Origin of the sequence: Haloactinopolyspora sp., assembly GCF_027324685.1 — a bacterium.
In the GTDB taxonomy this organism is placed as follows: Bacteria; Actinomycetota; Actinomycetes; order Jiangellales; family Jiangellaceae; genus Haloactinopolyspora.
Map to the genome: position 1 here is coordinate 1 of NZ_DAHVSH010000014.1, position 11,468 is coordinate 11,468.

General features: G+C 69.8%; 9 protein-coding genes. 7 read left to right on the top strand and 2 right to left on the bottom strand.

Annotated elements, in window-relative coordinates; translation table 11 throughout:
* On the bottom strand, window positions 1-1,602 hold the full coding sequence (locus tag M6444_RS02130) for an acyl-CoA carboxylase subunit beta (RefSeq protein WP_298322495.1): 1,602 nt from the start codon (window positions 1,600-1,602) through the stop codon (window positions 1-3).
* Window positions 1,603-1,745: 143 nt separating this feature from the next.
* Between M6444_RS02130 and M6444_RS02135 the strand changes: the two genes are divergently transcribed.
* The 5 genes from M6444_RS02135 to M6444_RS02155 are packed head-to-tail and all read left to right on the top strand — an operon-like array spanning window position 1,746 to window position 7,567.
* Window positions 1,746-4,469 carry a phosphoenolpyruvate carboxylase gene (locus M6444_RS02135; RefSeq protein ID WP_298322498.1) on the top strand — a complete coding sequence of 908 codons (2,724 nt, stop codon included), beginning with the start codon at window positions 1,746-1,748 and terminating at the stop codon, window positions 4,467-4,469.
* Between the two features lie 29 nt (window positions 4,470-4,498).
* Window positions 4,499-5,290, top strand: coding sequence for a biotin--[acetyl-CoA-carboxylase] ligase (locus M6444_RS02140; RefSeq protein ID WP_298322500.1), 792 nt, complete (start codon window positions 4,499-4,501; stop codon window positions 5,288-5,290).
* Between the two features lie 2 nt (window positions 5,291-5,292).
* A complete protein-coding gene (locus M6444_RS02145) occupies window positions 5,293-5,802 on the top strand; it encodes a PH domain-containing protein (RefSeq protein ID WP_298322502.1) in 510 nt (169 codons plus the stop codon).
* A 15-nt stretch (window positions 5,803-5,817) separates the two neighbouring features.
* Window positions 5,818-6,822 (top strand): adenylate/guanylate cyclase domain-containing protein, encoded by a 1,005-nt coding sequence (locus M6444_RS02150; RefSeq protein ID WP_298322506.1) that lies wholly within the window; start codon window positions 5,818-5,820, stop codon window positions 6,820-6,822.
* 37 nt (window positions 6,823-6,859) lie between these two features.
* Window positions 6,860-7,567, top strand: coding sequence for a nucleotidyltransferase family protein (locus tag M6444_RS02155; protein ID WP_298322509.1), 708 nt, complete (start codon window positions 6,860-6,862; stop codon window positions 7,565-7,567).
* Between the two features lie 8 nt (window positions 7,568-7,575).
* On the opposite strand, the gene M6444_RS02160 is transcribed toward M6444_RS02155, so the two are convergent.
* Window positions 7,576-9,858, bottom strand: a complete 2,283-nt coding sequence (locus M6444_RS02160; RefSeq protein WP_298322512.1) for a glycosyl hydrolase — start codon at window positions 9,856-9,858, stop codon at window positions 7,576-7,578.
* 168 nt (window positions 9,859-10,026) lie between these two features.
* Between M6444_RS02160 and M6444_RS02165 the strand changes: the two genes are divergently transcribed.
* Window positions 10,027-10,812 carry an enoyl-CoA hydratase-related protein gene (locus M6444_RS02165; protein ID WP_298322515.1) on the top strand — a complete coding sequence of 262 codons (786 nt, stop codon included), beginning with the start codon at window positions 10,027-10,029 and terminating at the stop codon, window positions 10,810-10,812.
* Between the two features lie 2 nt (window positions 10,813-10,814).
* A partial coding sequence (locus M6444_RS02170; protein WP_298322518.1) for a hydroxymethylglutaryl-CoA lyase occupies window positions 10,815-11,468 on the top strand: 654 nt, incomplete at its 3' end.

Below are 11,468 nucleotides of genomic sequence, written 5' to 3' on the forward strand. Positions count from 1 at the left end.
CTACAGCGGGATGTTGCCGTGCTTCTTCGGCGGCAGGGTCTCGCGTTTGGTCTGCAGCGCGCGCAGCGCCTGCGTGATCGACAGCCGGGTGCGCGACGGGATGATGACGGCGTCGACGTAGCCGCGTTCGGCCGCGGTGTACGGGTTGGCGAAGGTGTCCTCGTACTCGGTGACCAGTTCGGCCCGGCGGGCCTCCGGGTCGGCCGCCTCGGCGATGTCGCGCCGGTACAGGATGTTCACTGCGCCCTGGGCACCCATGACCGCGATCTGGGCGGTCGGCCAGGCGAGATTGATGTCGGCGCCGAGATGTTTGGAGCCCATGACGTCGTAGGCGCCGCCGTAGGCCTTACGCGTGATGATCGTCACCAACGGCACGGTCGCCTCGGCGTAGGCGAAGATCAGCTTCGCTCCGCGCCGGATGATGCCGCTGAGTTCCTGGTCGGTGCCCGGCAGGAACCCGGGCACGTCCACGAAGGTCAGGATCGGGATGTTGAAGGCGTCGCAGGTCCGGACGAAGCGCGCGGCCTTCTCCGACGCATCGATGTCCAGCGTGCCCGCCAAGTGCATCGGCTGGTTGGCGACGATGCCCACGGCGCGCCCGTCGACCCGGCCGAACCCGATGATCATGTTGGTGGCGAACAAAGGCTGGACTTCCAGGAAATCGGCTGCGTCGCCGGCCTTGTCGACGACGGCCTCGATCACCCGGTGCATGTCGTAAGGCTGGTTGTCGCTGTCCGGGACGAGGGTGTCCAGGGCGAGATCGTCGGCGGTGAGGTCCGGTCGCGCGGCGGTGTCGTCGAACGCGGGTGTGGGGTCGAGGTAGTTCTGCGGCAGATAGGACAGCAGCGCCTTGACGTAGTCGATGGCGTCCTCCTCGTCGGAGGCCATGTAGTGGGCATTGCCGCTGCGGGTGTTGTGCGTGTGCGCGCCGCCCAGCTCCTCCATCGTGACGTCCTCGCCGGTGACGGTCTTGATCACGTCCGGGCCGGTGATGAACATCTGCGAGGTCTGGTCGACCATGATGGTGAAGTCGGTGAGAGCCGGTGAGTAGACATGCCCGCCGGCCGCCGCGCCCATGATCAGCGAGATCTGCGGGATGACACCGGAGGCCAGGGTGTTGGCGCGGAAGATCTCGCCGTACAAGCCCAGCGACACGACGCCTTCCTGGATCCGCGCGCCGCTGCCTTCGTTGATGCCGATCAGGGGGCAGCCGGTCTTCAGCGCGAACTCCATGACCTTCACGATCTTCGTGCCGTACACCTCGCCGAGGCTGCCACCGAAGACGGTGAAGTCCTGGCTGAACACGGCGACCTGGCGGCCGTCGACGGTGGCGAAGCCGGTGATGACGCCGTCGCCGTAGGGGCGGTTCGCGTCCATGCCGAACGCCGTGGAGCGGTGCCGGGCCAGCTCGTCGAACTCGACGAAGGATCCCTGGTCCACCAGCATGTCGATGCGCTCGCGGGCGGTCTTCTTGCCGCGCGCGTGCTGCTTCTCGACCGCTCGGGCCGAGCCCGCGTGCAGGGCCTCGTCGCTACGCTGGCGCAGGTCGGCGAGCTTGCCCGCGGTGGTGCGGATGTCCGGACCCTCCTGGCTGGTGCTCATCTCGTCCCTTCGTCGGCTGAACGTTTAGCAGGCTAGAGCACACGTGCCGGTCCGGCGACGCGGCGACATCCGCGGCGCGAAACCACGGTCTCGCAGAGTGGTGTGCCGCTTCGGGCCGGCGTAGGGGTTATTACCCTGAGCGCATGCGTTCTCCTGCGACCGGTTCCCGCGAGGCCGCCCGCTTCGAAATGCCCGAGCGGTTGCGCGCCGACGTCCGTCAGCTCGGCGACGCTCTGGGCGCCGTGTTGCGTGAGTACGGCGGACCGGGGCTGCTGGCCGACGTCGAACGGTTGCGGGAGCTGACCATCGCCTCGCACCACGAAGACCAGACGGTGGCCGACGACGCCGCAGTCCAGGCAGAAAACCTGGTGGCGTCGTGGTCGCTGGAGCGAGCCGAGGAGGTCGCGCGGGCGTTCACCGTCTACTTCCACCTGGTCAACGCCGCTGAGGAGTACCACCGGGTGCGGTCCCTGCGCGCCGGTGACAAGCCTGATCAGCCGCTGGCCGGCACCGTGGCCAAGGCGCTGCGTGACGTCGCGCGGCTGGCCGGGCCGGGGCGGGCCGAACACCTGCTGAACGGGCTCGAGTTCCGGCCAGTGCTCACTGCCCATCCGACCGAGGCACGGCGGCGGGCCATCGTCACCGCGATCCGCCGGGTAGCCGCCCTGCTCGAGCGCCGCGACGACCCGCGACTCGGCGCGTCCGAGGATGCCGAGACGCAGCGGATGCTGCTGGAGCAGATCGACATCTTGTGGCGGACCGCGCCGTTGCGCGCCGAACGGCCAGGCCCGCTGGACGAGGTCCGCACCGCGATGTCGGCCTTCGACGACGTGCTCTTCCATGTGGTCCCGCAGGTCTACCGGCGCACCGAAATGGCTTTGAGCAGCACCGACGCCGGCTCGGCAGATGCCGGCCCCGCGTCGGGCGGGTTCGCTGAGACACCGCCGGTGCGCGCTCCGCGCGTGCCCGCGTTCGTCCGGCTCGGCTCGTGGATCGGTGGCGACCGGGACGGCAACCCGCATGTGACGGCCGCCATCACCCGCCAGGCCATGGCGATTCAGTCCGACCACGTCCTCGCTGCGCTCGAGAACGCGGCCACGCAGGTCGGGCAGTCCTTGACGCTCGACGCCGGCACCACACCGCCGTCCACGGAGCTTCGCCGCATCCTCGACGACGCCGAGGCCGCCCAACCCGAGCTGTATGCCGAGATCGCGGCGCGGTCCCCGAACGAGCCGCATCGCATCGCGGTCCTGTTCGCCGCGGCCAGGGTGAGCGCCACTCGCCGCCGCGATGCCGATCTGGCCTACGGCTCAGCGGCAGAGCTGTTGCGTGACCTGCGCACGGTGCAGGACAGCCTGGCGGAGGCCGGAGCCGCCCGGCAGGCCTACGGCGACCTGCAAGGCCTGGTGTGGCAGGTGGAATCGTTCGGCTTTCATCTGGCCGAGCTCGAGGTCCGCCAGCACAGCGCGGTGCACCGCAAGGCTCTGGACGAGATCACCAGCGCCGGGCAGCACGACCCGTCGCCGGAGTATTCCGAGGCCACTGAGGAAGTGCTGGCGACGTTCCGGACGATGGCCCAGATCCAGTCTCGGTTCGGCCCGGATGCCTGCCGTCGTTACGTCGTGTCGTTCACGCAGTCCGCAGCCGACGTCGCGGCCGTGTACGAGCTGGCTCGTACGGCGGTGGACGGTCGCCCGATGGAGCTCGACGTCGTCCCGCTGTTCGAGACCGGCGCAGACCTCGAAGCCTGTGTCGACGTGCTCGACGAGGTCCTCAAGCTGCCCGAGTGCCGTGAGCGCCTGGAGGAGACCGGGCGGCGGATGGAAGTCATGCTCGGCTACTCCGACTCGGCCAAAGACGTCGGCCCGGTGTCGGCGACGCTGGCGCTCTACGCCGCCCAGGCCCGGTTGACCACGTGGGCCGCCGACAACGACATCACCTTGACGATGTTCCACGGGCGCGGAGGCGCGCTGGGCCGCGGCGGCGGGCCGGCCAACCGCGCCGTGCTCGCCCAGGCGCCGGGCTCGGTGGACGGCCGGTTCAAACTGACCGAACAAGGCGAGGTCATCTTCGCCCGCTACGGCGACCAAGCCATCGCTCGCCGGCACATCGAACAGGTCACCTCGGCGGTGCTGCTCGCTTCCACCCCCGAGGTCGAAGACCGCGCCAGTGCCGCGGCCGTGGAGTTCGCCGACGTCGCGCAACGCCTCGACGAAACCGCGCGCGAGGCCTACCACGCGCTCGTGCACAGCGAAGACTTCGCGGCCTGGTTCGCGCGCGTCACCCCGCTGGAGGCCGTGGGCGCGCTACCGCTGGGTTCGCGCCCGGCCCGCCGTGGGCTCAGCGTGTCGTCGTTGGAGGACCTCCGGGCCATCCCCTGGGTCTTCTCGTGGTCGCAGACCCGGGTGACGTTGCCGGGCTGGTACGGCCTCGGGTCCGCGCTCGAAGCGGTCGACGATCTCGACCGGTTGCGCCGGGCCTACCGCGAATGGCCGTTGTTCACGGTCATGTTGGAAAACGTCGAGATGTCGCTGGCGAAGTCCGACCGCCGCATCGCCGCGCGCTACCTGGCGCTGGGCCATCGGCCGGACCTCACCGAGCGCATTCTGGACGAGCACGACCGCACCACCCGCTGGGTGCTCGCCGTCACCGGGCACAGCCGACTGCTCGAGGACCGCAAGGTGCTCGGCCGAGCCGTCGCGCTGCGCAATCCCTACGTCGACGCACTGTCCTACCTGCAGGTCCGTGCGTTGGGCGCGCTGCGCGAATCCGAGCTCGAACCCGGCTCTCCCGATGAGGCCGCAACCCGGCGCTTGCTGTTGATCAGTGTCAACGGGGTTGCAGCCGGGCTACAGAACACCGGCTGAGACCTTGGTCGAGCATCGAGGAGAAAGCGATGTGGACGATACGGCGGGTCGCGAGCACCGGGTCGACCAACGCTGACGTCACGGCAGCAGCGCGTGCGGGTGCCGCCGAAGGCCTGGTCCTGGTCGCCGATCATCAACAGACCGGTCGAGGGCGGCTGGACCGCACCTGGGACACGCCGGCCGGTCAGGCCGTGGCCATGTCGTTCCTGCTCCGGCCGACGGGCGTGCCGCTGGAGCGTTGGCCGTGGCTGCCGCTGCTGGTGGGCGTCGCCGCGGTCGAGGCGCTCGAGGGCGCTGCCGGGGCGCGTGCGGTCCTCAAGTGGCCGAACGACGTGCTGGTCTCCGGGCGAAAACTCGCCGGCATCCTGGTGGAGCGGGTCGACGGCGACGACGGCGCTGAGGCCGGGCCGGCCGCCGTCGTCGGGGTGGGCATCAACCTCACCCAGGACCACGACGCGCTGGAGCCGGGCGCCACGTCGCTTCAGCTGGCCGTCGGCCGGGCGGTGCCGCGTGACGTCGTGGTCGCCGAGTTCGGCGAACGGCTCAGCCGCCGGTACAACGCCTGGCGTCAGGCGCAGGGCGATCCCTCCGACTTCCTCGCGGCGGCGTACAGGCGAAGCTGCGACACGCTCGGGCGGCACGTGCGAGCCGAGTTGCCCAACGGCGGCGAGGTCGTCGGCCAGGCCGTCTCCATCGACGACGCCGGACGCCTGGTCATCGACACCGGCCAGACCACGACCGCGGTCGGCGCCGGCGATATCGTCCACCTGCGGCCCCGGCGAGATGCCCGACACCAGGGCCCACCCGTGTCAGGATGCTGACCATGGGCTTTTCCGAGAAGCACCTCAGTGACGACGAGCAGGTCATCTTCCATTTGCGCACGCACGTCAAGGCGCTGCTGCTGCCGGTCTTGGTGTTGCTGCTGCTCGCCGTGGGGATCGGCTTCGGGCTGAGGGCGCTGCCGGCCGACGAGACCATCGGCACAGTCGGACGCTGGGCGATCCTGATCGTCGGCGTGGTCGTGTTCGTCTGCTGGGTCGTCTGGCCGTTCCTGACGTGGCTGACCACCACCTACACCGTGACCAGCGAACGGCTGCTCACTCGCCGCGGCATCATCACCCGGACCGGGCGCGACATCCCGCTGCGGGTCATCAACGACGTCGCCTACGAGATGCAGCTGAACGACCGCATCCTGCGCTGCGGCACGCTCGTGGTCTCCGCCGCCAGTGAGCAGGGCCAGGTGCGGCTGAACGACGTGCCGCGGGTTCAGGAGGTCCAGCTGCGGTTGAGCGAGCTGGTCCGCGAGGTCAACGACGAGGTCGAGCGGCCGTGAGTCCGATGAGGCCGAGTGACACTACCGCCTGATCCGTCGCGCCGTCCCACGCCGGACGAACTGGAGCGGCTCCTGCTCGGGGCGTCGCGCCGCTACACCCGCGAGCAGATCGCCGAGGGTGCCGGCATGAGCGTGGCCGAGGTGGCACGGTACTGGCGGGCGTTCGGGTTCCCCGACGTCGGCGATGAGCAGGCGTTCACCGTGTGGGACATGGAGGCGCTGCGGGCGGTGGTCGAACTGGTCCGCGACGGCGTGGTGGAGGAGCCCACCGCGATCCAGATGGTCCGCGCACTCGGCCGGATGACCGGTCGGCTGGCGGAGTGGCACGTCGAGACGCTGGCCGAGATCGTCGAGGAGGCCGAAGCCGGCTCGCGCGGCACCGGAAGCCGGCTGACGTCGGCCTACCTGGTGGCGCAGAAGCTGCTGCCGGAGTTCGAGCGGCTGCTCATCTATACGTGGCGGCGCAAGCTGGCGGCGTCGGTGAACCGGCTCGTCGCGATCGGCCAGATCGGCGAGACGCCACTGCTCACCGCCCCGGGTTCGGTCGGTTTCGCCGACCTGGTCTCGTTCACCCGGCTGTCCCGTGGGTTAAGCGTGGAGGAGCTCGGCGAGCTGGTCGAGCAGTTCGAGGCGACCACCAACGACGTCATCTTCGGCAACGGCGGACGGGTGGTGAAGACGCTCGGTGACGAGGTGGTCTTCGTCGCCGACAAGCCGGAGACCGCCGCGACCATCGGGTGCCGGCTGGTCGAAGAGATCGGCGCCAATCCCGACCTGCCGGACATCCGCGTGGGCATCGCGACCGGTCAGGTCGTCGCCCGCCTCGGCGACGTGTTCGGCACGCCGACCAATCTCGCGGCCCGGCTGACCGCCTTGGCCCAGCGCAACACCGTCCTGGTCGACGAGACCACGGCCGACGAGCTCTCCGACGATCCCTCCTTCGCGTTGCGCGCCCTGCCGCCGCGTACCGTCCGCGGGTTCGGTGCGGTCCGGGCGTACACGGTGAGCGTGCGCCGCTGATGCGGCCGCCGCGGGACGCTCCGGTAGGGTCCGCGGCATGGCGAGCGCACCAGCGGTACGGCAGGCGGTGATCCTGGCCGGAGGGCAGGGGTCACGGCTGCGGCCCTACACCGACACCATTCCCAAGGCGATGATCGAGATCGGTGGTCGCTGCATCATCGACCATCAGATCGAGTGGCTGGCCGAAGCCGGTGTGAGCGACGTCATCGTGTCCGCCGGGCATCTCAGTGACGTCCTGGCTGAACATCTGGAGTCGACCGAGCAGCCGCTGCGGGTGGAGGTCGTCGTCGAGGACGAGCCGCTGGGCCGTGGCGGCGGGTTGAAGTACGCCGGGCGGCACCTGCCGGAGCAGGGACAGCCTTGGTACGCCCTCAACAGCGACATCTGGACACGCTTCGACCTGCAGGCGATGGCCGCGCACCATGCGGAGCGGCTCGCGGTGGCCACCATCGCGCTGGCCCGGCCGCGGATGCCGTGGGGCGTGGTCGATCTGGACGAGTACGGGCGCATCATCGACTTCGTGGAGGCGCCGCCGTCGCCCTACCCGATCAATGGCGGCATCTACGTCTTCGCCGGCGAGATCCTCGACCTTCTGCCCGACGTCGGGGACCACGAGCGCACGACGTTCCCGTCGCTGGCCAGACAGCGACGCCTGGCTGGATTCCCGATCGAGAGCTACTGGCGAGCCATCGACACGCCCAAGGACATCAGCGAAGCCGCCAAGGAGATCGGCGCCGCTGGGTAAGTAGAACGTCAGGACGTGGCGAGCTGTCCCGGCTCGACGGTGAGGCTCACCCCATCGGAGAAGGTCACCGTGCGCGGCGCGGTGCCGGGATTGAAGGCCACGTGCGTGCGTTCGCCGCCGTCGACGAACACGGCGTAATGCGCACTGTCGGCGGTCACGCTGGTGTCCACCTGCCCGAGCGCGGCCAGCGTCGACACCCACTGGTAGGTGTGCGCCTTCGACGAGCCCGATTCGGGCTCGTAGCTCTGCCACTGGGCTTCGAAAGCGGCCAGGGCGGCGTCACCGTCGGACAGCGCGCGCTGGGCCCAGTGGATCTCGCGCCAGGTCTCGGGCTCGCGGCCGAGCCGGTCGACCAGCGACGCGTACATCGCGGCGGCATGGGCGGGGTCGTAGCCCAGGTAGAGCGAACCGGCCGTGATGGGCAGGTAGTTGATGCCGTAGTGCTCCTCGTCGGTGCCGTCCCACCAGATCCGATAGTCTCCGCCGTCGCCCCACACCATGCCGACGACGTCGTGGGCGAAGTCGTCGGGGAAGGCGTCGCCGTCGGAGTTCTGCCAGTACCGGCTCATTGCCGAGGCCTGCGTGGTGTGCATGTACACGCCGAGGTCGCGAATCTGCTCGTTGCCCATGATCGACCCGAGCACGGCCGTGCTGGCGGCGAAATGCATCGCCTCCGACGACGACTCCTGGTTGTTGCCCGCCGCGAAGCCCGCGTGTCCGGAGGCCCAACCGTGCCCGGCGTAGGCGGAGAACGAGCGCAGCCACGGGAAGCGCTGGTCGTCGCGGTCGGGGTTGTTCGCGTCGGTGAGCACCGTGGTGATCATGTCGCCCCACTGCTCGTCGGCGATCCACGAGCGGTCGTAGCGGGCGATGGTCGCCGCCGCGGTGACGAAGTAGCCGTAGTGGAAATCGTGGTCGTTGAGCTCCTGGTCGGCGCCGAAGCTGGACGGATAGCCGATGAGGGTGTCCCACGTGGCGTCGTAGTAGAACTGCGCGTCGTCACCCGCGCCGTCCGCGGTGAGCCAGTTCTCCAGCCGCGACTTCAGCAGGTCGAGCAGGGCGTCGCGGCCCGCGGTGTAGCCGATGGAGTCGGCGATCGGGACGAGCTGGGCGAGCCGGCCGAGTGCTTTGCCGGTCCAGTAGGTGTCGACGGCACCCTTCCACGGGTCGTCGGCGTTGATCTCGGCATCGATCATGCTGCGCAGCCGGTCGTGATCGGCTTCGTCGACCGTGGGCAGGCTGGGCAGGATGCCCTGGGTGGTGAGTTCGGTGACGAACCGGTCGCCGTCGACGACGCGCATCGGCCCGCGCGGCGAGGCGTAGCGCAGGTCGGTCAGCTCGGTCGTGGTCTCTTTCCAGTGGTGCGGGTAGAGCGCGAGCAGGGTGCCGGTCTGCGAGCCTTCGCGCGCTTCGGTCGTGACGGCGTAGGTGCTGGTGAGCGTGGCCGCCTCCGGGTCGTAGTCGTAGGTCAGCTCGCTGCCGGTGACGAACGAGTGTGCGTACGGGGCGAACGTCGCGAGGTCGGCGGGTTCGGGCAGCAGGGCCACCGAGACGTACTCTGCTCCCGCAGCGGTGAACGTGGAACCCGAGTGCTGCCAGCTGATGCTTGACGGGGCGAACAGCGCGTAGTGCGAGTCGCCGACCGTGACGCCGACGATGGCGCCGTCGTCGTGCCACACCTGTGGCGCCGAGGTGAACTGTGCGGTGGCCGCTGCGCCGCTGACGTCGGCGTAGGCGAAGGGCAGCCCCTGGCCGATGGTGGTGCGGAGCGTGCGGGTGCCGTCGGCGAGCTCCGCGGTGACGGTCCAGTCGCCGTAGCCGGCCACGCGTGCGCTGGGCGCGTTCAGCCCTTCGACGCCGAGGACGAGGTCGGCGCTGTGGCCGTACTCGTATTTGTTGGCCTCGCCGACGATCTGGTGCGTCGGGCTGTGCCCGATCTCCATCCCCGAGGCTTGCGCTTTGAACGTCATCGGATGGGCGTGCAGGTTCTCGCCGTACGGGTTGTCCGGGTACCGCTGGAAGATCAGCGACGACCACCATTCGTTCGTCGTCACCGGCTGATCGAAATCCGGGGTGACCTTCGGGGTGACCGGTGCGCCGGTCACGTCGCTCGGTCCGCTGGCGCCGGGTGGGAGCTCGGTGGTGTAGCTTCCGGCGCCCACCGGCACCTGCTCGGCCGGCGACGCCGTCGCCTGGGTGAGCAGAGCGGATGTGCCGACGAGTGCGGTACACACGGCGACGGCCGCTGGGGCGGTGAGTCTCCGGCGGTGCCTGGGACGGATCTCGGTCATGAGACGGCTCCTCGGTGGACGATGGTGTGAGAGCGCTCTCACGGCACGACACCGTTCCTGACTCACGGTGTCAAGCGTTGCAAGGTGTGCTGTTATGCGTTCGTTATCCGGGTCTGCCGGATTCGGCCGGACGTCCAGACCGGTACATCCGTGCCGTACGCTGCGGACGTGGTGAACGTGACGATCGAGCGACTCGATGTCGCCACCGGTGTGGCCGAGCTGCGCCTCGGTCGGCCCGAGGCGCTGAACGCGCTGTCCACGGCACATGCGCAGGCGATTCGCGAGGCAACCGCGAGCCTGGCAACAGACGCGTCGGTGCGCGCCGTCGTGCTGTCGTCCACGGCGCCGCGAGCCTTCTGCGTAGGCGCCGACCTCAAGGAACGCCACACGCTCGACGACGACGGCCTGCGCCGGCAGCGTCCGGTCTTTCGGGCGGCGTTCACCGGGATCCTCGATCTGCCCGTTCCCACGGTGGCCGCGGTTCACGGCTTCGCGCTCGGCGGTGGCCTCGAGCTGGCGTTGTCCTGCGACCTGATCGTCGCCGACGAGACCGTCACGCTGGGGCTGCCCGAGGTGTCGGTCGGCGTCATCCCCGGTGGCGGCGGCACCCAACTGCTGACCCGGCGCATCGGCTGGGGGCGGGCCGCCGACCTCGTGTTCACCGCCCGCAGGATCGACGGGCCCGAGGCGTACCGGCTCGGCGTGGTCGACCGGCTGGTCGAGGCCGGGCGTGCGCGTGAGGTCGCGGTCGAGCTGGCGGCGACGGTAGCAGCGCATTCGCCGGTCGGTGTGCGCCAGGCCAAGAAGGCGATGCGGCTGGGGGCCGACGCGGCGCTGGCGGCAGGGCTCGAGATCGAAGACGCGGCCTGGCGGGCCACGGCGTTCAGCGGGGATAGAAAAGAGGGCGTTGCGGCGTTCAATGAGAAGAGGGGCCCGGATTGGCCCGGTGAATGACGATGACTGACTTGCCCCAGCAGGTGAGCTTGCGCGAGGTCGGACCTCGGGACGGCCTGCAGAGCGAGGACCCCATCCCGACGGCGAGCAAGGTCGACCTGCTCGATGCGTTGTCACGCACCGGGCTGCGGCGCATCGAAGCGGTGTCGTTCGTGCATCCGCGGGCTATTCCGCAGATGGCCGACGCCGACGACGTCTGGCGCCAGGCGACGCCGAACCCGGACGTCCGCTACTCCGCGCTGGTCCCGAACCTCAAGGGCGCCGAGCGGGCGCTGGCGGCCGGGTTCACCGACCTGGAAGTCGTCGTGTCGGCCTCCGACACGCACAATCGTGCCAATCTCAACCGCTCCACCGAGCAGTCACTCGACGACCTGCCTGCGCTGGCCGACCTCGTCCATGCCGGGGGTGGAACCCTCCAGCTGATCGTGTCCACCGCCTGGGGCTGCCCGTACGAGGGCGACGTGCCCGTCGAGCGGGTGGTGTCGGTGGTGCGGCGCGGGGTCGAGGCTGGTGTGGATTCGCTGGCCTACGGGGACACGACCGGGATGGCCACGCCGAGCCGGGTCACGCATCTGGTCGGTGCGACCCGGTCGGCCTTTCCGCAGCTGCCGTTGGGCCTGCACTTCCACAACACGCGCGGCACCGGGCTGGCCAAC

Excerpts from the sequence above, each read along its gene's own strand:
- M6444_RS02155 (WP_298322509.1), top strand. The coding sequence starts at position 6,860 with ATGGCGAGCGCACCAGCGGTACGGCAGGCGGTGATCCTGGCCGGAGGG.
- M6444_RS02145 (WP_298322502.1), top strand. The coding sequence starts at position 5,293 with ATGGGCTTTTCCGAGAAGCACCTCAGTGACGACGAGCAGGTCATCTTC.
- M6444_RS02140 (WP_298322500.1), top strand. The coding sequence starts at position 4,499 with ATGTGGACGATACGGCGGGTCGCGAGCACCGGGTCGACCAACGCTGAC.
- M6444_RS02160 (WP_298322512.1), bottom strand. The coding sequence starts at position 9,858 with ATGACCGAGATCCGTCCCAGGCACCGCCGGAGACTCACCGCCCCAGCG.
- M6444_RS02135 (WP_298322498.1), top strand. The coding sequence starts at position 1,746 with ATGCGTTCTCCTGCGACCGGTTCCCGCGAGGCCGCCCGCTTCGAAATG.
- M6444_RS02130 (WP_298322495.1), bottom strand. The coding sequence starts at position 1,602 with ATGAGCACCAGCCAGGAGGGTCCGGACATCCGCACCACCGCGGGCAAG.